At 72.8% G+C, this 21,217-nt stretch carries 21 protein-coding genes; 10 read left to right on the top strand and 11 right to left on the bottom strand.

Annotated features, from left to right (window positions below; translation table 11 throughout):
• Positions 1 to 5: 5 nt before the first annotated feature.
• Positions 6 to 797: a hypothetical protein gene (locus KDN32_RS01805; protein WP_211730413.1), complete on the bottom strand. Its 792-nt coding sequence runs from the start codon at positions 795 to 797 to the stop codon at positions 6 to 8.
• Between the two features lie 138 nt (positions 798 to 935).
• Complete coding sequence (locus tag KDN32_RS01800) at positions 936 to 1,703, bottom strand: hypothetical protein (RefSeq protein WP_211730412.1); 768 nt, start codon at positions 1,701 to 1,703, stop codon at positions 936 to 938.
• A gap of 271 nt (positions 1,704 to 1,974) precedes the next feature.
• On the opposite strand from KDN32_RS01800, the gene typA reads away from it, so the two are divergent.
• A complete protein-coding gene (gene typA, locus KDN32_RS01795) occupies positions 1,975 to 3,867 on the top strand; it encodes a translational GTPase TypA (RefSeq protein WP_211730411.1) in 1,893 nt (630 codons plus the stop codon).
• A 4-nt stretch (positions 3,868 to 3,871) separates the two neighbouring features.
• Complete coding sequence (locus KDN32_RS01790; protein WP_211730410.1) at positions 3,872 to 4,534, top strand: hypothetical protein; 663 nt, start codon at positions 3,872 to 3,874, stop codon at positions 4,532 to 4,534.
• A gap of 12 nt (positions 4,535 to 4,546) precedes the next feature.
• On the opposite strand, the gene KDN32_RS01785 is transcribed toward KDN32_RS01790, so the two are convergent.
• From KDN32_RS01785 to KDN32_RS01775, 3 genes are read right to left on the bottom strand one after another with little or no spacing between them, the layout of a single operon-like run.
• Positions 4,547 to 5,245 carry a hypothetical protein gene (locus KDN32_RS01785; RefSeq protein ID WP_211730409.1) on the bottom strand — a complete coding sequence of 233 codons (699 nt, stop codon included), beginning with the start codon at positions 5,243 to 5,245 and terminating at the stop codon, positions 4,547 to 4,549.
• Positions 5,246 to 5,293: 48 nt separating this feature from the next.
• A complete protein-coding gene (locus KDN32_RS23150; RefSeq protein ID WP_211730408.1) occupies positions 5,294 to 5,941 on the bottom strand; it encodes a response regulator in 648 nt (215 codons plus the stop codon).
• On the bottom strand, positions 5,938 to 7,635 hold the full coding sequence (locus KDN32_RS01775; protein WP_211730407.1) for a sensor histidine kinase: 1,698 nt from the start codon (positions 7,633 to 7,635) through the stop codon (positions 5,938 to 5,940). The genes KDN32_RS23150 and KDN32_RS01775 overlap by 4 nt, the downstream gene beginning before the upstream one ends.
• Before the next feature lie 156 nt (positions 7,636 to 7,791).
• Here KDN32_RS01775 and KDN32_RS01770 point away from each other — a divergent pair, with 156 nt between their 5' ends.
• Positions 7,792 to 8,286 carry a hypothetical protein gene (locus KDN32_RS01770; protein WP_211730406.1) on the top strand — a complete coding sequence of 165 codons (495 nt, stop codon included), beginning with the start codon at positions 7,792 to 7,794 and terminating at the stop codon, positions 8,284 to 8,286.
• A 21-nt stretch (positions 8,287 to 8,307) separates the two neighbouring features.
• Here KDN32_RS01770 and KDN32_RS01765 read toward each other — a convergent pair whose 3' ends face one another.
• From KDN32_RS01765 to KDN32_RS01745, 5 genes are all read right to left on the bottom strand, one after another.
• Positions 8,308 to 9,879: a hypothetical protein gene (locus KDN32_RS01765; RefSeq protein ID WP_211730405.1), complete on the bottom strand. Its 1,572-nt coding sequence runs from the start codon at positions 9,877 to 9,879 to the stop codon at positions 8,308 to 8,310.
• A 55-nt stretch (positions 9,880 to 9,934) separates the two neighbouring features.
• Positions 9,935 to 10,696, bottom strand: a complete 762-nt coding sequence (locus tag KDN32_RS01760; protein ID WP_211730404.1) for a hypothetical protein — start codon at positions 10,694 to 10,696, stop codon at positions 9,935 to 9,937.
• Between the two features lie 82 nt (positions 10,697 to 10,778).
• Positions 10,779 to 12,122, bottom strand: a complete 1,344-nt coding sequence (locus KDN32_RS01755; RefSeq protein WP_211730403.1) for an MFS transporter — start codon at positions 12,120 to 12,122, stop codon at positions 10,779 to 10,781.
• 41 nt (positions 12,123 to 12,163) lie between these two features.
• Positions 12,164 to 12,841 (bottom strand): hypothetical protein, encoded by a 678-nt coding sequence (locus KDN32_RS01750; protein ID WP_211730402.1) that lies wholly within the window; start codon positions 12,839 to 12,841, stop codon positions 12,164 to 12,166.
• Positions 12,842 to 12,941: 100 nt separating this feature from the next.
• Complete coding sequence (locus KDN32_RS01745) at positions 12,942 to 13,685, bottom strand: hypothetical protein (protein WP_211730401.1); 744 nt, start codon at positions 13,683 to 13,685, stop codon at positions 12,942 to 12,944.
• A gap of 222 nt (positions 13,686 to 13,907) precedes the next feature.
• On the opposite strand from KDN32_RS01745, the gene KDN32_RS01740 reads away from it, so the two are divergent.
• Genes KDN32_RS01740 through KDN32_RS01725 form a run of 4 tightly spaced genes read left to right on the top strand, consistent with a single transcriptional unit; the run spans position 13,908 to position 17,796 of the window.
• On the top strand, positions 13,908 to 14,909 hold the full coding sequence (locus KDN32_RS01740) for a TlpA family protein disulfide reductase (protein ID WP_211730400.1): 1,002 nt from the start codon (positions 13,908 to 13,910) through the stop codon (positions 14,907 to 14,909).
• A 9-nt stretch (positions 14,910 to 14,918) separates the two neighbouring features.
• On the top strand, positions 14,919 to 15,848 hold the full coding sequence (locus tag KDN32_RS01735; protein WP_211730399.1) for a glycosyltransferase family 2 protein: 930 nt from the start codon (positions 14,919 to 14,921) through the stop codon (positions 15,846 to 15,848).
• Positions 15,848 to 16,735, top strand: coding sequence for a glycosyltransferase family 2 protein (locus KDN32_RS01730; protein ID WP_211730398.1), 888 nt, complete (start codon positions 15,848 to 15,850; stop codon positions 16,733 to 16,735). Before KDN32_RS01735 ends, KDN32_RS01730 begins: the two co-directional genes overlap by 1 nt.
• Complete coding sequence (locus KDN32_RS01725) at positions 16,732 to 17,796, top strand: glycosyltransferase family 4 protein (protein WP_211730397.1); 1,065 nt, start codon at positions 16,732 to 16,734, stop codon at positions 17,794 to 17,796. The genes KDN32_RS01730 and KDN32_RS01725 overlap by 4 nt, the downstream gene beginning before the upstream one ends.
• Here KDN32_RS01725 and KDN32_RS23145 read toward each other — a convergent pair.
• Positions 17,789 to 19,000: a glycosyltransferase gene (locus tag KDN32_RS23145; RefSeq protein WP_211730396.1), complete on the bottom strand. Its 1,212-nt coding sequence runs from the start codon at positions 18,998 to 19,000 to the stop codon at positions 17,789 to 17,791. The two genes, KDN32_RS01725 and KDN32_RS23145, sit on opposite strands and share 8 nt — an antisense overlap.
• Positions 19,001 to 19,088: 88 nt before the next feature.
• Between KDN32_RS23145 and KDN32_RS01715 the strand changes: the two genes are divergently transcribed.
• From KDN32_RS01715 to KDN32_RS01705, 3 genes are read left to right on the top strand one after another with little or no spacing between them, the layout of a single operon-like run.
• Positions 19,089 to 19,712 carry a PIG-L deacetylase family protein gene (locus tag KDN32_RS01715; RefSeq protein ID WP_211730395.1) on the top strand — a complete coding sequence of 208 codons (624 nt, stop codon included), beginning with the start codon at positions 19,089 to 19,091 and terminating at the stop codon, positions 19,710 to 19,712.
• Positions 19,709 to 20,356 carry a WbqC family protein gene (locus tag KDN32_RS01710; protein ID WP_211730394.1) on the top strand — a complete coding sequence of 216 codons (648 nt, stop codon included), beginning with the start codon at positions 19,709 to 19,711 and terminating at the stop codon, positions 20,354 to 20,356. The genes KDN32_RS01715 and KDN32_RS01710 overlap by 4 nt, the downstream gene beginning before the upstream one ends.
• The gene (locus tag KDN32_RS01705; RefSeq protein WP_211730393.1) at positions 20,353 to 21,207 is read left to right on the top strand and encodes a glycosyltransferase family 2 protein; all 855 of its coding nucleotides are present in this window, start codon (positions 20,353 to 20,355) and stop codon (positions 21,205 to 21,207) included. Before KDN32_RS01710 ends, KDN32_RS01705 begins: the two co-directional genes overlap by 4 nt.
• The last annotated feature ends 10 nt before the right edge of the window (positions 21,208 to 21,217 follow it).

The raw sequence follows: 21,217 nt of genomic DNA, 5'->3' as shown, positions 1-21,217 counted from the left end.
CGTCGTCAGCAGGGGCTGTAGTCGAACGTCATGTCGCTGACGTAGATCGCCTGGTCCTGGTCGAGGGTGTTGTCGAAGCTGCGCGCGTAGTTGCTGTAGGCGATCTGGAACGATGTCAGCGGCCCGGGGAGCCGGAGCGTGAGGTTGCCGCCGGAGCCCTCAGCGTTGTCCACCGCGTTGGTGTAGTAGCTCTGGTAGAAGTACTCGCGGCCCTGGCTGTCGGTGGTCGTGAGGATGCTCGACGACTTGCTGAGCACGGTGTAGCTCGCGCTGATGCGCAGCAGGTCCAGGAAGTCGGTGTCCTGGGAGTCGATGTCGGTGATGGTGAACTCGAGGTTCGACACCGGCTTGGAGAACGTGAACGTGTAGGTGCCGAGGTCGCTGAGCCCTTGCGGCGAGCTGGACGTCGTCGCCTGCCACAGGCTCAGGCCCGAGATGCCGAGCCCGCCGACGCGCGGCGTGACGCGGAAGTTCGGGTTGGGGGTGGAGCCCGCGGTCTCCGACCCGGGCTTCATGTTGCCGGTGTAGGCGGCCGCGACGTCGAGGGTCATCGGCAGCACCGGACCCGAGCCGTCCGGGTCGAGCGTGAGCGTCGCGGCGGTGTTGCTGGCCCGGTTGAACGACGCGTTGGCGCCGTCCCAGTCGAGGACCTGGCCGATGCGCACGTCGCACGGCGACGCGGCGTACGCCGGCGCCGTCGCAGCAGCGGCGATCACGGGCACGGTCCAGGCGGCCGCGCGGGTGATCGTGCGGCGTGTGGGGCGCAGGTGCGCGTCGTGGTCGAGGTCGAGCGTCATCGTTGTCTCCGACGCAGGCCCGGTGCTCGGGGGTGGCCTCCACGGCCTGCGCTAGAGCGGTCATCGGCCGGCGTACGCCGTTCCTGAGGGAACGCCAGGACAGGTCCAGACCGGCTCCGGCCCGTAGGTCGGAGCGACTCAGCAGGGCTGGTAGTCGAAGGTGATGCCGGTCAGGAAGACGCCCTGGTTGCGGTCGACGCCGCTGAAGGAACCGATGTTGTTCCAGTAGGTGAGGTCGAAGCTGGAGACGGGGCCGGCAAACTGCACCCGCACGTTGCCTGCACCGCTGGTGTTGTCGTTGTAGCTGCCGGCTCCACGCCAGGGGGACGCCTCGGTCCCGAGGCCGGAGATCCCGCTCCCGCGCGACGTGACGACCTCGGACCAACCACTGTTGGAGAGCTCGATCCGGTCGTCGTAGTCGCCGGCGAGCACGTCGATGTCCGTCAGCCAGAACCGGAGGTTGGTCACCGGCTTGGTGAACCCGATCGTGTAGATGCCGCGGGCGCTCCGTCCGGGGACCGTCGAGTTCCCGGTCACGGTCTGGATCAGTCCGAGCCCTCGCGTGCCCAGCCCGCCGACGGGGTTGAAGGTCGTGTAGAGCGGGACGTTCTGCGACTCGCTGCCCGGCGCCATGCGACCGACGTAGCTCGCCTTGATGGTCATGGTGACCGGGTCAGCGAACTGCCCCGAGGGCGGCGTGTAGGTCAGGGAGTAGTCACGACCGTTGTTGGTGACCGTCCCGGTCGCGGGGATCGGCATGCTGACGTTGGTCAGCGGCGTGCACGATGCGGCATACGCCGGAACGGCGGCAGCCGCGGCGACCACGGGGACGCTCCACGCGGCGGCGCGGGTGACCGTGCGGCGCGACGGGCGCAGGTCGTTCGAGGTGACGTCGTCGTACTTCAAGGCAGGTTCTCCGGGGGAATGGGCGCTCGTGCGGGGGTAGTTGCGCCTTCTACTACAACGCTAGTCGGCGCTCGGTCACGCGCCGGTAACAACGAGTTGCACCGGCGTGAGACGTGCGACACCTTCTTCGTCCACCTCCGCCGGACGGATGGGTGCGGGCGCGCACCAAATCCGTGATTCCGCCCTCCCGCACTAGACTCGGTCGCGCTGCGGCCGTGTCGGCCGCGCCCCCGGCCGCTCGGCCGCTCGTCTCCGCCCGGAAGGCTCCTGCATGTCCACGAAGTCCCGCTCCGACCTGCGCAACGTCGCGATCGTCGCCCACGTCGACCACGGCAAGACCACGCTCGTCGACGCGATGCTCCGCCAGGCCGGTGCGTTCACCGCCCACCAGGCCGAGAGCGTCGCCGACCGCGTCATGGACTCCGGTGACCTCGAGCGCGAGAAGGGCATCACGATCCTCGCGAAGAACACCGCGGTCCACTACGCCGGCCCTGCCGGTGGCGGCGAGCCGATGGTCATCAACATCATCGACACCCCGGGCCACGCCGACTTCGGTGGCGAGGTCGAGCGCGGCCTGTCGATGGTCGACGGCATCGTGCTGCTCGTCGACGCCTCCGAGGGCCCGCTGCCCCAGACCCGCTTCGTGCTGCGCAAGGCGCTCAACGCCGACATGCCGGTGATCCTCGTGGTCAACAAGACCGACCGTGGCGACGCGCGCATCAGCGAGGTCGTCGACGAGTCCTACGAGCTGTTCATGGACCTGCTCGACGACAGCCACAGCCAGGACGCGCTCGACTTCCCGGTCGTCTACGCCTCGGGCAAGGCCGGCATCGCCTCGCTCGAGCAGCCCGAGAACGGCACCATGCCCGACGGCACCGACCTCGAGCCGCTGTTCAAGACGATCCTCGAGACCATCCCGGCCCCGCAGTACGACGAGGGCGCGCCGCTGCAGGCCCACGTCACCAACCTCGACTCCTCGCCGTTCCTCGGCCGCCTCGCGCTGCTGCGCATCCACCAGGGCACGCTGAAGAAGGGCCAGACCGTGGCCTGGATGCAGCGCAACGGCGACGTCAAGAACGTCCGGATCACCGAGCTGCTGGTCACCGAGGGCCTCGAGCGCAAGCCGGGCGAGTCCGCCGGCCCGGGCGACATCGTCGCCATCGCCGGCATCCCCGACATCACCATCGGCGAGACCCTCGCCGACGCCGAGAACCCGGTCGCGCTGCCGCTCATCCACGTCGACGAGCCGGCCATCTCGATGACCATCGGCACCAACACCTCGCCGCTGGTCGGCAAGGTCAAGGGCGCCAAGGTCACCGCCCGCCTGGTCAAGGACCGCCTCGACTCCGAGCTCATCGGCAACGTGTCGCTGCGCATCCTGCCCACCGAGCGCCCCGACGCCTGGGAGGTCCAGGGCCGCGGCGAGCTGGCGCTGGCGATCCTCGTCGAGCAGATGCGGCGCGAGGGCTTCGAGCTCACCGTCGGCAAGCCGCAGGTCGTCACCCGCGAGGTCGACGGCAAGGTCCACGAGCCGTTCGAGCGGCTCACCATCGACGCCCCGGAGGAGTACCTCGGCACGATCACCGAGCTCCTCGCCGTCCGCAAGGGCCGCATGGAGGGCATGACCAACCACGGCACCGGCTGGGTCCGGATGGAGTTCGTGGTCCCGGCCCGCGGCCTGATCGGCTTCCGCACCGACTTCCTCACCGAGACCCGCGGCACCGGCATCGCCCACCACATCTCCGAGGGCTACTTCCCGTGGGCCGGCGAGATCCGCTCGCGCAACAACGGCTCGCTGGTCGCCGACCGCGCCGGCGCGGCCACGGCGTACGCGATGACGTCGCTTCAGGAGCGCGGCGTGCTCTTCGTCGAGCCGACCACCGAGGTCTACGAGGGCATGATCGTCGGCGAGAACTCCCGCGCCGACGACATGGACGTCAACATCACCAAGGAGAAGCAGCAGACCAACATCCGGTCCGCCACCTCCGACAACTTCGAGAAGCTGATCCCGCCGAAGAAGCTGTCCCTCGAGCAGTGCCTGGAGTTCTGCCGCGAGGACGAGTGCGTCGAGGTCACCCCGGAGACCGTCCGCATCCGCAAGGTCGTGCTCGACGCCAACGCGCGCGCCAAGACGGCCTCGCGGGCCCGCAAGGCCAACAAGTAGTCCCGTGCCGCACGACGACGCCGCCGCCCCCACCGACCCCGCGTCGGTCGGGGCGGCGCTCGCGTCCTGGCTCGAGGACCTCGGGCTCGCCGAGCAGCTCACCGCGGCCGGCCTGCCGACCTACGTCCGCGACGGCGACGCCGTGTCGTGGCGCGACCCGCTGAGCGGGGAGCCGCTGCCCGACGACCGGCTGCTCGAGCTCGACGCGATGCTGCGCTCGGTGGGCGACGACCCGGCGCACGGCGTGCCGGTCGAGCTGGTGCGGCTGCGCCGCGAGGGACGACTTCGGGCTGCGCTGCTCGACGGCGGCTGGCTCGACTACGCCGGCGTCGCGGCCAGGCGCGGCGTCTCGGAGAACGCCGCGCGGTTCGCGGTGCACAAGGCTGCCGAGCGCCGGGCCCTGCTGCTGGTGCCGCACGAGGGCCGCGTGCTCGTGCCGACCTTCCAGCTCGACGACGCCGGCGAGGTGCGCGCCGAGCTGCTGACCGTCCTCGAGCCGCTGCTCGCCGCCCGCGTGGACCCGTGGCGGGTGTGGACCTGGCTCACCTCCCCCGCCGCGCTCCTGTCGGGGGACGTGCCGCACGAGGTCGCCCGCGACCCCGAGGAGCAGCCGGTCGTGCAGCGCGCCGCCGTCGCGCTCGCGGAGCGGTCGCGCCCGACGCGCTGACGGCCTGACCGATCAGACGCAGGTGCGGAACCGCATCTGCCGCACCCGGACCTGCTGGCGCCCGGTGCCCAGACCGATCACGGTCGAGCTCCAGTAGCGCACCTGGAGCGACGTCACCCCGGCCAGCCCGTCGGCGTACGTCACGCCGACCGTCTGGGTCGCAGCGTTGTCGCCGGCTCCGCCCGTCGTCCGCCACGGGTTCGCGACCGTGCCGGCCCCGGTGATGGCCGAGCCGGGCGTCGAGGCCGGCGTCTCCGCCGGGGTGGCGGCGAGGGCGACGCAGTCGAGGCACCCGTTCTCGGCATCGACGTCGTCGACGGCGAAGGTGAGCTCGTGGACCGGGCGGGCGAAGGTGAAGGTCACCGTCTGATAGCTCGCGTCCGCGAGCAGCGTCGGCGCGACGTTGGCGAGCAGGAACGCGTCGTTCGTCGACGCGACGGACTGCACGGACAGGTTGGGGGTGTCGATCCGACCGCCACCCAGGCCGGCCGTGTACGACGCCGAGACGCTCACGCCGGCACCGCCGCTGGCCGCACCGGTCAGGCTGGTGGTCGTGCCGGCGGTCCACGTGACCGGCTGGAGCGCGGTCCGCTGGCACGGCGACGCCGCGAACGCGGGCGCCGCGGCCGCGGTGCTCACCACGGGGGCGCTCCACGCGACTCCGCGGACCACGGTGCGACGGGACGGACGGTGCTGGTCGGTGGTGGGCATGCGCGATCCCCTCAGGTTGCCGGACGGCACGGGGGATCGGGATCCACGTTACGTCGGTCCCTCGCCCCCGGCCAACCCCCCTGCCTGCGCCATCCGGATCGCCTCGTCGCGCGTCTCCACGCCGAGCTTGGCGAGCATCTCCGAGACCCGGTTGCGGATCGTCTTCGGCGCGAGGAAGAGGCGCGCGGCCACCTGGTGCGTGCCGAGGCCCTCGGCGAGCAACCCGAGGATCTCGCGGTCGCGCGCGTCGAGTGCCGCCAGACCGTCGACGTCCGGCAGCGACCTGGCGGCGAGACGCACGGACGAGCTCGCGCCGCTGCTCAGCACCACCGCACCGGCAGCCGTCGCGCGGATCGCGCCGACCAGCTCGTCGGGCGGTGCGTCCTTGAGCAGGTAGCTGTCGGCCCCCTCGGCGAGGCTGCGCAGCACCGTCGCGGGCTCCCTCGTCATGGTCAGGACCACGACCCGGGTCGACGGCCACCGCTCGCGCAGGGCCCGACCCAGCGCGACGCCGTCCCCGTCCGGGAGGTGGAGGTCGAGCACGCACACGTCGGGTGCGAGGTCAGCGGGGAGCGCCAGTGCCTCCGTGACGGACCCGGCCACCGCGGTCACCTGCATGCCGGGGTCGGCCTCGACGAGCGCCGAGAGGCCGGCGAGCACGACGGGGTGGTCGTCGACCACGACCACCCCGATCACGGGGCCGCGCCGGGGAGCACCAGGCGTACGACGACCCCGCCGAGCTCGGAGGGACCGGACTCGAGGCTTCCCCCGACCTCCCGGGCTCGGGCGTCGAGCGAGGTCAGCCCCACCCCCGGGACGACGGGACCGCCCCGGCCGTCGTCCTCGACCGAGACGACCACGCCGCCTGCCGAGCGCGTGACACGGACCTCCACGCGGCTGGCGTCGGCGTGGCGCACGGCGTTGGTGACGGCCTCGGCCGCGAAGCGGTAGGCGACGATGGCGCGCGGCCCCTCGACCTCCACGACCTCGGTGCCGACGAGCGTGACCCCGGGACCGTCAGCGGTGGCGAAGGAGCCGACCATGCTGGTCAGGGCCGACCGCAGGTCGGTGCCGACCAGCACCTGGGGCGTCAGGGCCGAGACGATGCGGCGCAGGTCCGCCCGGCACCCGGCGATCTCGGCGCCGAGCGCGGCGAGGTCGACGTCGCCGCCGCTGGCACGCGCCGCCTCGACCCGCATGCCCATACCCGCGAGCGCCGGGCCCAGGTCGTCGTGCAGGTCGGCGAGGATCCGCGCCCGCTCGGCGTCGCGCTGGTGGATCACGTCGCTACGGGCATGCCGGGCCGCGACGGCGAGGTCCACCGCGCGGGCCGCGAGCGCCACGGTCGGGGCGAGCTGGCGGACCACCCGCTCCTGCCTGGGCTCCAGCCCCTCGGTGTGGGACGCGAGCACGGAGAGCGTGCCGACCCTCTCGTCCCCGACGACGAGGGGGAAGGCCGCCCACCCGGGGCGTCCGTCGACCTCGTCCAGCACGATCTCGACGGCCTCCGCGCCGCTCGCCGCGCCGACGAGCTCGCCTGCCGTGGCGAGCAGCGTGCGCGGATCCGCGTCACGCCCCAGGTCGCCCGACAGCGTCGCGAGGTCGGCGACGCTCAGCAGGCCGGTGCCGTAGCGACGGGCGAGGTAGCGCCGCCGCAGCGTGATCGCCGCCGGCGTGGCCATCATGATCGAGACCGCTGCGGCGAGGGCGCCGACCACCTCGGCCGCGAAGATCCGCTCGTGGACGGCGAACGACCAGGTCGCACCGCCGGCCGCGACCCCCACGGCGAGCACCCCCACCACGAGACCCGCCTCCAGGAGCGGCTCGCGGACCGGTCTCGGGTGCCGGACCAGGACCGATGCCACGAGCGTCGCCGCGACGCCGAGCAACGCCAGGCTGGCCACGACGCCGAACGTCGTGTGCTCGTCGACCTCCCACGCCGCGAACGAGGCGACGACGCCCGCGAGGACGGACAGCGCGATCCACGTCCGCCAGCGGCGCTGCGCTCGGGAGCGGGCCGGGACGGTGGCCGCGGCGACCGCGAGCAGGGGCAGCACCCATCCCGGTCCGCCGGCGGGGCCGCGTACGCCCGGCAGGGTCGACACCACCACGGCGACCGGTGTCGCGGTGGCGACCGCGACGGCCGTCCAGCCGACCATCCCGCGCGGCACGCGGTCGATCGCCACCACGCCGGCGATGCCCAGCGGGAGCCAGGCGAGCAGCGGCAGGTCGGCCGAGGCCGCGAGGCGGTCGTGGGGCAGCACGAACAGCGCGGGAAGCACCCCGAGCGCCAGCAGGCCGAGGGCGAGCAGCACCTCCCCCGGTACGTCGCTCGTCGGGCTCGGCGACGTCCGGCGGGCGTCCGTCGCTCCGGCCGGCACCGCGGTCATGCGCCCAGTATCCGGGCCGCCGACCGCGGCAGGAAGGTGTCGGGAACGGCCCGGGACGCCCTCGGGACACGGCGGGACGCCCGGGCCTCGCCCGCGGGACACCGTCGGCCGCACAGTGGACGGACCACCAGACCCGGACCGCCGCAGGAGGAACCAGTGAGCACCATCCACGCCGGCTCAGCGAGCACCACCCGGACCAGGGTCCCTCCGTTCCCCGTCCTCGTGGGCATCGCCTACGGCATCTGTGTCGTGGGCATGTCCGTGAGCATCGTCGCCGAGATGGTGTTCGGCTACACCGGCAGCGGCGACCAGCCGCGGTCCCTCGGCGAGCAGCTCGCCGGCGTGCTCGGGTTCGGCACGCTCGGCCTCGTGGTGGCGATGGCCGCCGTGCGGCTCCTCCGCTCCGAGCGGCAGCGCCGGGTCGGGGCGATCGCCCTCGGCGCGCTGTCGGTGCCCGCGCTCGCCTTCTTCTGGTGCGGCATGCCGGCGCTCCTCGGTGCGGCAGCCGCGGCGCTGGCCGGCCTGACGCGCGGCACCGTCCCCCTCGCCGGCCCGGCGCGCCTGTTCGGCCTCATCGGCCTGGCGTTCGCGGTCATCAACCCGCTGGCCAACTTCCTCGCGGTGACGATCTCCTGGCTCACGACCTCCTGAGCGAGCTCGGGGGCTCCGGCGTCAGCGCGACGCCCAGTCGACGCTCGAGGTCCACACGACGTCCACGTCGTCGCTGATGTCGTAGTAGTCCCGGGCGAGTCCCTCGAACTCCTCGTGGTCGGAGTCGAAGGCGAACGACGGGCGCATGTCGTCCCACGGATAGGTCCACGGGATCTCGACGGCCCCGTCGACCTCCTGCCGAGCGACCTCGGCCTCGACGTGGGTGGTCCAGGCGTGGTTGTCCCCGACCTTGTCGAGCATCTCGAACGCGAGGGCCGGGGCCACCACGAGACCCGACCCCAGCAGCGCGGCCGCAGCGAGCCACGGCCCGGGCACGGCAGCAACCGACGAGCCCAGCAACACCCGTCCCGACGCCACGACGCGCGCGAGCAGCGACACGGCCCACACGAGGAGCAGGAGCTCACCGAAGGCCCACCCCCGTCCCGGGAGCAGGCCTCCGACGACCGGCAAGGCGACCGCCCCGGCGACACCTCCGAGGACCGCGATGTCGACCGGCTCGATCCGTGCCCGCCACAGCACGATCGCCACTGCGGCCGCCGCCGCGAGGCCGGCCGCCACGACAAGGCCGTCGAGCGGGAGACCGCCGAGGGCTCGGTGGCCGACGCCCAGCACCCCGAGCAGCGCGAGCGCACCGGCCGCGGGCACGAGAGCCCGCGGCGGCACCCCGCGCCGGGCGCACCACAGCACCGCCGAGGCGACGACGAGCCCGAGCAGGGGGACGAGGGCGAGCACGATGAACGCGAGGGCCACGTCGGCCCGGGCCAGGAGCGACTGATCGCCGGCCTGGCGCTGGTCGGAGTCGGCCGCGCGGGACCACAGGCCGGGCGTCGCCAGCTTGAGGCCGACGGCGACCGCCAGGGGCGCGAGCAGCGCCACGAGGTGGCGCCTGCGGTCCGGCCGCCGCACGGCGACGACCACCGTCGCTGCCGCGACGCCCGCGACGACCCCGGCCAGCACCTCGTGGAACAGGCAGCCCACCACCAGCGGGACCGACGCGGCAACGGCCCAGCGACGTGCGACCGGGCGTCCGGCTGCCGCCCGCAGGACCGGGACCAGCCCGACGGTGACGAGGAAGAGCCCCGTCAGGTAGCCGGAGGAGGCCGCCCCGAACAGCACCAGCTGGCCGATGAGTCGGCGGTCCAGCGCCAGCAGCACGAACGGCGTCACGGCTGCGAGCACCGGGAGGACGTACCACGGCAGCCGTGCGCGGTCCGCCGCCGGCACCAGCAGCGACAGGAGGACGAGGATCGTGGGGAACAGCGACGCGCAGGCAAGAGCGACGTAGGCCCGGGCGGCGGGCTCCCCCGCCGACGCGACGAGCGAGAACACGGAGTCGGCGATCCGGCCGTTCTGCACCACCAGGTCGTGGCGCAGCATGTCCGCGACGTCCCCGGGGGTGGCGAGCCGTCCTCCACGGAGGATGAAGGACAGGTCGTCGAGCGACAGGATCGACCGGCTGAGCACGAGCCCCCAGAAGGCGAGGGTGGTGGTGAACAGGGCGACGACCAGCAGCCGGGCACGACGCGTGCCCATCGTCCCGCGCGACGACGTCGCGGTGTCCGTGTCCCCCACGGGCCCGGAGTCTGTCACGGTCGATGCGGCTCGTCCGCCGATCCGTGCGCCTGGCTCAGCAGCCGTTGGCGGTGAACGTGAAGTCGCTCAGCAGGATGCCCTGCGGGCCGGGGGTCCCGGCGTTCCAGTAGATGAGCTGGAACGAGGTGAAGGACGGGCCGCCGTCGTAGGTGATGGTCACGTTCCCCGCCGCGCTGGTGTCGTCGATGCCGCCCGACGGCCCGGTGTAGCGGAAGGCACCGTCGTTGGTGGTGGTCTCGAGCCCGAAGTTGCCGACCCCGGCCACGGTGGCGGCGCGGGTGTAGCGGGTCGGCAGCGGGCTGAAGCTGACCCGGTCGGCGAAGTTCGCGGCGAGGTCGACGTCGACGACGGTGAAGCTCAGGGCACTGACGGCGCGGCCGAAGGTCACCGTGATCGTCTGGCGGTTCGCGTTGACGAGCGAGGTGTTGGTCGAGCGGACCGCGAGCCCGCGCTCGTTGGCACCGAGACCGCCGATGTTGAGCGTCGACAGCACGGTGAGGTTCGCGTCGTACCGGGTCGCCGTGCCGCCCAGCGTGCTCGCGAAGGTCACGTTCATCGACTGGCCGCCCGCGCTGCCCGCGACGACGGCGGTGCCGACGTTGGGGCTCGCGGTGAGGCTTCCCGGCGGGGTGTACGGCGTGGTGCCCCAGTCGATGCGGTAGGTCTGGGGGTCGCACGGCGACGCGGCGAACGCCGGCGCCGCGGCCACCATCGAGATGGTGGGCACGCTCCATGCGGCGCCGCGGACGAGGCTGCGGCGGCTGGTGCTGACGTGGGTGGCGTCCGGCGACGTCATGACGATCTCCTCGAAGGGTCCCGAGTACCTAAGTGAGAACGTCTTTACTTTAGAGCGCCAGGACAACCACGAGCCGTGAGGGTCAGCCGCGACGCAGCGTGGGCGTCAGCACCAGCAGCCCGAGCAGCGGCAGGACCGCCAGCACCACGAGCGCTCCCGCCATCCCCACGGTCCCGCCGAGGCCGGCGACGACGGCCGACCCGATGCTGCCGCCGACGAGGAAGAGCAGGGTGGAGACGCCCAGCGACACGCCCCGCACCTCCTCGTGCACGGCGTCGCCGACGGCCGCGCTGAGGGCGGGCTGCCCCAGGCCGAAGGCGAAGGTCACGAAGATGATCGCGACGACGAGCACGGGTGCGCTGACCAGGCCGGCGCCGAGCGCGGCGACCAGCAGGGCCGCGGATGCCACCAGCCCGGCCACGGCGAGCGCGCGTGCGGCGCCGACCCGGTCGAGCAGGGGGCCGGTGACCTGCGGCACGAGCAGCGCGACGAGAGCGCTCGGCACCATGGCGAGGCCAACCTGCCACGCCTCCCAGCCGTGCGAGAGCAGCACGGCGGGCATCGCGATCAGCATCGCGAACCACGACGCAGGGACGGCTGCGGCGGCGACCGCGCTGCGGATCACCACCGGGTTACGGATCACCTCGACCGGGAGGAACCCGTCCGGGCGCCGGCGCACCGACGCGCGGACGGCGGGGACGCCGGCCACCAGCAGGACCGCGCCGATGCCGGCGACGAGCAGTCCCGCGGACGGCGACTGCACGAGCAGCACCATCCCGGACGCCGTGAGGGCGACGAGGACCGCGCCGACCACGTCGAGGCGGGCACCGCTGCCGCCGGTGTGCAGCGCGCTCCAGAGGAACGGCACGACGAGGGCGCCGAGCACCGGCAGCGCCATCACCGCACGCCAGCCCCCGACGGACTCGACCAGTCCCCCGACCAGCGGCCCCAGGCAGCTCACCGCCGCCGCCGTCCCGGCCAGCCGGCCGAAGGCCAGGCCCCGCACGGAGCCCTCGTAGCGTGCCGAGAGGATCGCGACGCCGAGGGTGGGCACAGCCGCGGCGCCGGCGCCCTGCACGACGCGGGCACCGAGGAGCACCTCGAACGTCGGCGCGACGGCGGCGACGAGCGCGCCGACCGACATCAGCACCAGCCCGGCCAGGAGCGGTCCGCGCACGCCCACCAGGTCGGAGATCCGGCCGTAGAGCGCCGTGGTGACGGCCAGCATGAGGACGTACAGGCTGATCGTCCAGGCCGCGAGGCCGGACCCGACGCCGAGGTCCGGACCGAGGAGCGGCAGCGTCACCGCGGCGCTCGAGGACCCCATGCCGGCGAGGCCGAACAGCAGCCCGAGCAGCGTCGCCACCCGGCGGGAGTCGTCAGCCGGGAGGGTGGTCGCGGGGTGGGCGGCGCTGGTGGAGGTCATCGAGGAGTGACAACCACCCGCCCGGGCGACTCATTCCTGCGTCAGCAGATGACGGGCTGGAACGACAGGTTCGAGATGCCGATGAACGGCGAGCCGGTGGCGGCCAGCGACTGGGCGTAGGTGAACGACACCGACGACACCGCGGACGACCAGCTGACCGCGACGTTGCCGTTGGTGGAGGTGCCCTGCGTGCTGGACGAGGTGTCGTTGCCGTTGGCGCGGAACGCGTTCGCCGTGGTCCCGGCGCCGCGGACGTAGGTGGTGTTCGCGATCACGTAGGCGAAGCCGCCGGTGGCGACCGACACGTTGTCGTTCCAGGCGGTCCCGCCGGAATCGATGTCGAGGAAGGAGAAGGCGAGGTTGAGCACGCTGACCGGCTGGCCGTCCCGCGTGAAGCTGATCGTCGCGGTCTGGGAGCTGTTGAGGGCGTTCGTGCTGTAGAACCGCAGGTTGCTGGTCTGGCCACCGGTCTGCGTGGTGGAGACGGTCCGGTTGTTGGCGGCGCCGGTCTGCCCCGACACCGTCAGGGTGACCAGCACGCCGCCGACCGTCGTGCTGCTGAACGTCGTCCCGTTGCCGAGCGACGCCCAGCTGAGGGTCACCGCCGGGCACGGCGAGGCGGCGAAGGCGGGCGCCGCCGTGGTGGCCGCGATCACCGGGACGCTCCAGGCGGCGCCGCGCACGAGTGTCCGACGTGACGTGCTGATGACCTCGTCCATGCCACCACTCCGAGCGGTGAGGGAATTCCTTCACCGATCAGGGTAGAGGCTCGACGGTTGGCCGCGTCGAGTCACCGAGCGTGGCTACCCACCCCGAAGATCAGCAGGGCTTCCAACCGAACGACATTGCGGACAGGAACACCTTCTGGTCGCCGTCGATCTGGTTGTTGGAGGTGTCCGAGAGGTTCCAGTAGTAGAGGTCGAACGACGTGACGCTCGGCATGGAGATGGTCACGTTGCCGTCGGCGGAACTGTTGTCGACCGGCGCGTTGGCACCCGCGGACCGCAGGGGATTGCCAGTCGAGCCGTCTCCCGTGATCAGCGTCGGGTTGGCGATGGTGGGCGTGAACGCCGCCCCGACGATCGCGATGGCGTCCAGGAAGTCCTGCGCGGCGGAGTCGATGTCGCGCAAGGTGAAGACCAGGTTGGTGACCGGGCGCGAGAAGGTGAAACGGGTGATGGACCGGTTGGACGTGGTCGTCCAGGTGTTGACCTTGTTGCGGTCCCTCACCGGTGACTGGTGAAGCGTCAGGCTGGCCACGGTGTTCGAGGAACCACCCACGCCAGTGTCGGTCTTCAGGTTGTCGTTCGCCCCGGCCTGCGAGCCGAGCTGCGTGTTCGAACCGGTCTCGACGACCGAGACGGTCAACGTGAGGGGCTGACCGGGGCCCGAACCGTCGGGGTCGGGGATGGCGTAGGAGGCGCTGGTGGCGCCCGAGCGGGTGTAGCGCCCCGTGTTGCCCCAGTCGACGGTGCCGGCGATCGAGTCGCACGGCGACGCGGCGTAGGCCGGCGCAGCGGTAGCGGCGGCCACGACGGGCACGCTCCAGGCGGCGCCGCGCACCAGCGTGCGACGACTCGTCGTCAGGTTCCGGTCGATGGTCTCGGTCATGCTGTCCCCCCAAGGTGCTCGCCCCACGCGAACTTCCTCCAAGGTAGGGGGGAGAAAACCACGGATCAGTTACAGAACGACTCTTTGTGGTAGCGATCCAAAGATTTTACCGATGGGCGGCCGAGGTCGCCGTGCGCCCGACGACGCGCTCCGACGCCGCCTACGATGCGGGCCATGTCCTCCGCACCGGTCGCCGCGCTCGTGGCGACCCTGACGCTGGCGGGCGTGCTCGCCACCAGCGGGGTCGCCAAGGCGCGTGACCGCCAGGCGACGCGTGACGCGTTCACGGCGCTCCGCGTGCCGCGGGTCGTGCCGGCCGACCTCGCGGCCGGGGCGCTGCCGTGGGCCGAGCTGGTGCTCGCCGTGCTCCTGCTCCTGGCGCCGACCGGCTGGCTGGTCCCGGTGGCTGCAGCAGCACTCGTCCTGATGCTGACCTACACGGCGCTGGTCGTGCGGGCGCTGGGGTTCGACCAGCCGGTCCGATGCTCCTGCTTCGGCAGCATCGGTCGGCACGACGTCGACCGCACCACGGCTGCGCGCAACGTCCTGCTCAGTGCCGTGGCGGCCGTCGTCCTGTGGTCAGCCCTCGCCGGCGGATCGGTGCCGTCCGCGGTCTCCGACCTCGACGCCGAGGGGTGGTGGACGCTCGTCGCGTCGGCAGCCGCGGCCGTCGTGGCGGCCCTGGTCGTCGGCGGTCCGCGCGCTGAAGAGGCGTCTCCGGACGTCGAGCTGCTCGACTACGAGCGCCAGGCGATCCCGTTCGGCGCGCTGACCCTCGCCGACGGCACGGCCACCACCCTGGTCGAGCTCGGGCGGAGCCAGGCGAGGCTCGTGGTCGTGCTCAACCCGGGCTGCGGCCCGTGCGTCCGCACCGCCGAGAAGCTCGACGGATGGGCGACCCGCCTGGCGCCCGCGGTCGGCGTGGTGGCGGTCTACCCCGACCACGAGTCCGCGAGCGCACAGACCGAGCACGCTCCGGCCCTCGCCGCATGGGAGCCGGAGCTCAACGTGCGGCGGGTCTTCTCGGTCGGGACCCCCGGCGCTGTCCTGCTCGGCGCCGACGGACTGATGGCCGGCGGCCCGGTCGCCGGCGAGCGCCACATCGAGGAGTTCGTCCAGGACGTCATCGTCGAGCTCACCGGCGAACCCGCACCCGACGACACCGTCGGCTCCTAGGATCGTCGGGTGAGCTCCCCCCTCGTCTCGGTCGTCGTGCCCTCGCGCGGCGGAGCGGACCGGCTGCCGGTGCTCCTGCGGGCGCTGCGGGCCCAGCGTGGCGTCGACTGGGAGGCCGTGGTGGTCCTCGACGGGGACGTCGACGGCTCGGCGGACGTCGTCGCCTCGGTCGCCGGCGACCTGCCGGTCCGCGTGGTCACGTTCCCCGAGAACCGCGGGCGGTCGGCCGCCCTCAACGCCGGGTTCGACGCCGCCCGCGGCACGGTGCTGGTGCGCTGCGACGACGACCTCGTCCCCGCGCCCGACTACCTCGCCACCCATGCCGCGGCCCACGCGGACGCGGCCGTCGGTGTCGTCGGGCTCTACCGCAACGTCTACCCCGAGACGACCTACGCCCGGGTCTACGGGCGCGCGTGGGACCGCCGGTTCCGCGAGGAGGCGTACGCCGTGCCGGCCGACCAGGCGTGGCGCTACTGGGCGGGCAACGTCTCGGTCGGCAGGGTCGACTGGGAGCGGGTCGGCCCCTACGACGAGGGGTTCCGCGCCTACGGGTGGGAGGACGTCGACTGGGGCTACCGGCTCCAGCAGTCGGGCGTCGCGATCACTCTCGTGCCGGCGCTGGAGACCGAGCACCGGATCGCGGCGACGACGACGGCGATGCGCCTGCAGCGCGCCTTCTACTCCGGCGCGGCGCGGCGTCGGTTCGAGGCCAAGCACGGCCTGCCCGTCGGCCCCCGGCCGCCCGCAAGCGCCTGGGAGCGGCTGGTCGCACTGCTGGCCGGCACGCTCGGCGAGCGCAGTGCCCGGGCACTGGGAGCGGCGATCGACGCGGTCGCGCGCGTCGTCCCGGCCGCGGTGTCGTCGCGCGCCGTGGCCCTCTCCATCGATGCCGCCGCCCGCGCCGGGCACCGCACCGGTGTCACCGACGGGGCGATCTGATGGTCGACGTGACGGTCGTCGTCCCGCACCACGGCGACCCCGCACCCACGCAAGCGCTGCTCGCCCAGCTGGCCGCGCAGACCCATCCCGCGCGGCTGGTCGTCGCCGACGACGCCTCCCCTATCCCGTTCCCCGACGTCGACGGCGTCGAGGTCGTGCGCCGTTCCACCAACGGCGGCTTCGGGGCCAACGTCAACAGCGGCGCCGCCGTCGCGTCCGGCGACGCGATCCTGGTCCTCAACAGCGACCTCACCGTCGAGCCGACCTTCGTCGCCGACATGGTCGCCGCCGCGCAGCGCCACCCGCGCCGCGTGCTGTCGCCGCGGGTGGTCGACGAGGCAGGGCGCGAGGCGTGGACCGGCCGCGCCTTCCCACGCGTGCGCCACCAGGTCGCGGCGTGGCTCACGCCGCTCGCCCGGTGGCGCGGCACGACGGCCTGGCACCGCGCGGTCGGTCACGACGTCCGCGCGCACGGGGCGGGAGGCGAGGTCGAGGTCGACTGGGTCGTCGGCGCCGCGATGTGGATCCCGCTCGCCGACTTCCGCGCGGCGGGCGGCTTCGACGAGCGGTTCTTCATGAACTCCGAGGAGATCGACCTCCAGCGCCGGCTCCGCGCGCGGGGCGTGCGCTCGGTCGCGCTGCGCGCCCCGACCGTCGTGCACGCCGGCGGCGGCTCGTCGCCGTCCGCGTCGCGCCGGCGCTGGCTGGTCGACGGCGAGCTGCGTTACGCCGACAAGTGGGGCGCCCGGCGGCGCCTCCAGGCCGGTCTCGCCGCAGCGACCGGGGTCAACCTCCTCGTCAACGCCGGGCGCCGGGCGGCCGGTCGGGACGTCCGCCCCCTCGAGGTCGCCCGCACCGAGCTGTCGATGATCCGGGGACGACGATGACGCGCGCACTGGTCCTGTCCGAGCACGACCTCGGGTCGTGGGGCGAGCGGTTCCGTGCCGGTGAGGTGCCGGCTCCCCTGCCGTACGGGGTCGACGCACTGACCGACCTCGGCTGGACGCTGCACGGCGCCCCGCGCGCGGTCGACCCGCGGTGGTCGCGCTGGCGCGACCTCGTCGAGCACCGCGCCGGGTTCCCGGTCGAGCGGGCCCTGCGCGGCTCCGGCGAGGCACGCCGCGCCGACGTGGTCCTGGCGCTGCTGGAGCAGCAGGGTGCCGCCGCCGCGCTGCTGCGGCGGGCGAAGGTGCCGCCCTACGGCTCGACACCCCTCGTCGTGTGGTCGTGCTGGCTGGCCGACGACCTCCGTTCCGCGACGCCCGAGCAGCGCCGTCGGCTCGCGCGCCGCTTCGACGGCGCCGACCTGATCACCCACCTCTCGCGTCACGAGACCGAGATCTTCACCGACCTCGGGATCGACGAGTCACGCCTGTTCCCGGTGACCTACGGGGTCAGCCACGAGTTCTACGTCCCGGGCGACGGACCGCGCGACATCGCGCTGCTCGCGGTCGGGCAGGACCGGGGTCGCGACTACCGCACCCTCCTCGACGCCGTCCGCGGCACCGACCTGGTCCTCGACGTGGTCTGCAAGCCGGAGAACCTCGCGGACCTCGACGTCCCCGACAACGTGCGCGTCCACGGCACCGTGCCGCTGACCGACTACCGCCGGCTGCTGCAGCGGGCCCAGGTCGTCGTGGTGCCGACCCGCGACCTGGCGTACCCGACCGGGTCGAGCGTGGCACTGGAGTCGGCGTCGTCCGGCGCCTGCGTCGCCGTCACCGGCACCCGCGCGATGCGCGACTACTTCACCGACGGCGTCGACTCGCGGCTCGTCGACGAGGGGGACGTGGCCGGCTGGCGCGCCGTGCTCACCGAGCTGCGCGACGACGCGGCCCAGCGCGAGCGACTGGGCGCCGCCGCCCGGCGCAGCGTCGAGACCCGGTTCAACGCCCGCCACATGTGGACCGAGCTCGCCGGCGTGATGGTCGAGCGGGGCCTCATCTGACCCAGGTGCCGCGGATCGTCTCCTCGAACCGTGCGCGGCCGTAGGTCTGCTTCGCCCAGCCCTGCACGCGGTCCGACCGCGACTGCGCCGCTGACGGGTCGCGGAGAGCCTCGACGAGCGCATCGGCGAGGTGCGTCGGGTCGTCGCCCAGCCCGGCGTAGAGGTCGTCGCCGTCGATGCCCTCCGCACCGACCGTGGTGGTGACCACCGGGACGCCGTGGCAGAGCGCCTCGACGGTCTTGAACTTCACGCCGGCCCCCTGGAGGACCGGTACGAGCGACACGGCGGCCGCGTCGTACTCCGCGTCGAGGTCGTCGACGAAGCCGGTGAGCACCACGCCGCTGCCCGCCGGCAGCGCGGCGACCCGTGCGCGGAGCCGCTCGGTGGCGCCGCCGCCGACGAGGCGCAGCTCGGCGTCAGGTCGCTGCTCGAGCACCTGCGGCCACACGTGGTCCAGGGTCCAGAGCGCCGCCTTGTCGTTCTCGTCGCGCGCGAGGTAGGACACGACGACCACGACCGGTCGGGCGGCCGTCGCGTGGCGCGGCTCCGATCCGTCCGAGAGCGGTGGGTGCACGACGGTGTGCGGCGGACTGCCCAGCAGCTCGGCGTCCTTCTCGCTGAACACCAGCACCTCGTCCAGCGCGCGCACCATCGCGGCCTCGTGCCGGCGCGAGCGCTGCGCGACGCCCTGCCAGTAGGCCCGCTCCTCGGGGGTGTCCTGCGGCTCGCGGGAGAACGACTGGCTCATCACGTCGTGGAAGGTGCCGGTGATCCGCGCGCGTGGGTTGAGCCGGCGCAGCAGCCGCACCAGGCGGATCGACTCGGAGTACTGCAGGTCGATGACGTCGGCCTCGCGGAGTGCCCGCCGGGCCTCCCGCGAACGGGCCAGGCCCAGCACGAACGCGACGAAGGGCATGCCCGGGTCGCGACGGTGGCGCCACGCGCCCTCGACGAGGACAGCCAGCCGGTTCAGCCCGCGCCCCACGAGGCCCAGCCCCGTCTCGTGCCCGAGCAGCAGCGTGCGACGCGGCACGCCCGGCTTCGTCACGACCTCGCGGTTGAGCCTGTTGCCGACGGTGAGCATGGTCAGGTCGGTCTCGGCGTCGAGGAGTCGCTGGAGCTCGAGGAGGTAGCGACCGCCCGCGTGCGGCACGCCCTCGTGGCCGACGTACATGCTGATCAGCACCACCCGAGGCCTGCCCACGGGTCGCATCCTCCCAGACCGGCGTGATCCGCGTCGCCGGGACGCCCGCGCCACCTAGACTTCCGGCGATGCGACCGGAGGAGCTCAGATGACGACTCGGCTGATCCTGGCCCCCCACATGGACGACGAGGCCATGGGCTGCGGGGGCCTGATGGCCAAGCACCCCGACGAGTGCGTCGTCGTGGTGATGACCGACAGCGGCGAGGTCCGCGCCCGCGAGCACGCGGAGGCGATGCGGATCCTCGGGGTGGGCGAGTCGAAGGTGCTCGGCTTCCCCGACGGCGAGACGCCGCAGCACATGACCGAGATGGTCGGCGCCATCGACGCGATCATGGCCGAGCTCAAGCCCGACGAGCTCTACCTCCCCTACCCCTCGCTCCACCAGGACCACATCGCGGTCTACGAGGCGGGGATGCGCTCGTGCCGGGTGTCGATGTCGCTCGACCACTGGTTCCCGCCGAGCGTCTACGTCTACGACATCGCCGTCTACGACGTGAACCTCTACCCCACCGACCTGCGGTGGAACGTCTTCGAGGCCCTCACCGAGGAGCACATCACCGCCAAGGAGGCCGCCTGCCAGGCCTACCAGTCGGAGATCCCCACCGAGGTGCACCCGATCAACAGCGTGCGCCAGATCGCCGGCGCCCTCGGCCAGGTGCGGCTCGTGCCCTACGCCGAGCAGTACGCCCTCGTGCGGACGGTGCGCCGGTGAAGGTCGCCATCCACCAGCCCGACCTGCTCCCCTGGCCCGGCTTCTGGTTCAAGATGCTCCACAGCGACCGCTTCGTGCTCGCCGTGCACGACCAGCTGCAGAAGCACTGGGTGCAGCGCCGGGTGATGATGCGCGGGTCGTGGGTCACGCTGCCGCTGGAGACCAAGCCGCACCTCATCCCGATCAACGAGACGATCGTGAAGCCGGGCTGGCAGGACCACCTCGAGAGCTCCATCACCGGTCGCTACCGCGGCGCGCGGCACTGGAAGGACCGGGGCGGCGACGTGCTCGCGATGGTCCACGCCGTCGACTCCCACAACCTCGCCGACATCAACCACCAGCTGATCCTCGCGATGCGCGACTACCTCGGCATCACCACCGAGGTCGTCGTCACCGAGCCGCCGACCGAGAAGGCGGCCGACCGGGTGCTCGAGCAGCTGCAGATGGTCGGCGCGACGTCGTACCTGTCCGGGACGGGAGCAAAGGACTACCTCGGCGAGGAGGCGCAGGCGAAGTTCCGCGAGCTCGGCATCGGCCTGGAGTTCTCCGACCACCTCAAGACCACCGGCGACTCGATCGTCACCGTCCTGATGGACCACGACGACCCCATGGAGGTCGTCTCGCGGGCGGTGACCGACCGGTGACGACCGGGCCACGGGTCAGCATCGTCGTGCCGGTCTTCGACACCGACCCCGGCTACCTCAGCGAGGCCCTCGCCTCCGCGCTCGCCCAGACCGTCCCCGTGGACGTGGTCCTGGTCGACGACTGCTCGACGTCGCCGGCGACCGTGGCGGCGCTCGAGGAGATTGCCGCCACCACGTCGGCCCGTCTCCTGCGCCACGAGGTCAACCGCGGGCCCGGCCTGGCGCTCAACACCGGGATCGAGGCCCTCGACACCGACTACGTCTTCGCGATGGGCAGCGACGACCGGGTGGAGCCGACCTACGCCGCGCTCGCGACCGAGGTGCTCGACGAGCGGGACGACGTGAGCATCGTGACGACCGACATCCAGTGCTTCGGGGCGAGCGACGCGGTCGACTCCGCGAGCGGGGCCCCGAACGGCCTGGTGGACATGCTCTTCTACAACGTCGTCCCCGGGATCTCGGTGTTCCGCCGACGGGACTGGGTCGAGGTCGGCGGCTTCGGCGACCTGCGCTGGTTCGAGGACTACGACTTCTGGCTGCGCGTGCTGGCGCTCGGCGGGGTGACGGTGACGCTGGACGCGATCCAGTACCACTACCGGATCCATGCCGCGCAGGCCACGGCCACGACGACCTGGGAGGACAAGCTGGCCCAGCAGCTCGAGATCGTGCGCCGCAACCCCGACGTCTGGGCCGCGCACCTCGACGTGGTGATGGAGCGGCTGTGGCGCCAGCAGGTGGAGCTCAACTACTTCACCAAGCGATACGGACGCATCAATGACGTGAAGAAGCAGGCGATTGACTTGGTGCTCGCGCTCCGGGCGCGACTTCGCGGTCACGTGCGACGAGGCTGAGAGGCCCCCG

This window comes from Nocardioides palaemonis (genome assembly GCF_018275325.1).
Classification (GTDB): Bacteria; Actinomycetota; Actinomycetes; order Propionibacteriales; family Nocardioidaceae; genus Nocardioides; species Nocardioides palaemonis.
Note: the sequence above shows the minus strand (reverse complement) of the source record. Positions and strands in the feature narration are given on the sequence as shown.

What these genes read in the sequence shown, in the direction of transcription:
- KDN32_RS01805 (WP_211730413.1), bottom strand. Translation starts at nt 797, where the DNA reads ATGACGCTCGACCTCGACCACGACGCGCACCTGCGCCCCACACGCCGC.
- typA (WP_211730411.1), top strand. Translation starts at nt 1,975, where the DNA reads ATGTCCACGAAGTCCCGCTCCGACCTGCGCAACGTCGCGATCGTCGCC.
- KDN32_RS01785 (WP_211730409.1), bottom strand. Translation starts at nt 5,245, where the DNA reads ATGCCCACCACCGACCAGCACCGTCCGTCCCGTCGCACCGTGGTCCGC.
- KDN32_RS01775 (WP_211730407.1), bottom strand. Translation starts at nt 7,635, where the DNA reads ATGACCGCGGTGCCGGCCGGAGCGACGGACGCCCGCCGGACGTCGCCG.
- KDN32_RS01760 (WP_211730404.1), bottom strand. Translation starts at nt 10,696, where the DNA reads ATGACGTCGCCGGACGCCACCCACGTCAGCACCAGCCGCCGCAGCCTC.
- KDN32_RS01755 (WP_211730403.1), bottom strand. Translation starts at nt 12,122, where the DNA reads ATGACCTCCACCAGCGCCGCCCACCCCGCGACCACCCTCCCGGCTGAC.
- KDN32_RS01750 (WP_211730402.1), bottom strand. Translation starts at nt 12,841, where the DNA reads ATGGACGAGGTCATCAGCACGTCACGTCGGACACTCGTGCGCGGCGCC.
- KDN32_RS01740 (WP_211730400.1), top strand. Translation starts at nt 13,908, where the DNA reads ATGTCCTCCGCACCGGTCGCCGCGCTCGTGGCGACCCTGACGCTGGCG.
- KDN32_RS01730 (WP_211730398.1), top strand. Translation starts at nt 15,848, where the DNA reads ATGGTCGACGTGACGGTCGTCGTCCCGCACCACGGCGACCCCGCACCC.
- KDN32_RS01725 (WP_211730397.1), top strand. Translation starts at nt 16,732, where the DNA reads ATGACGCGCGCACTGGTCCTGTCCGAGCACGACCTCGGGTCGTGGGGC.
- KDN32_RS01715 (WP_211730395.1), top strand. Translation starts at nt 19,089, where the DNA reads ATGACGACTCGGCTGATCCTGGCCCCCCACATGGACGACGAGGCCATG.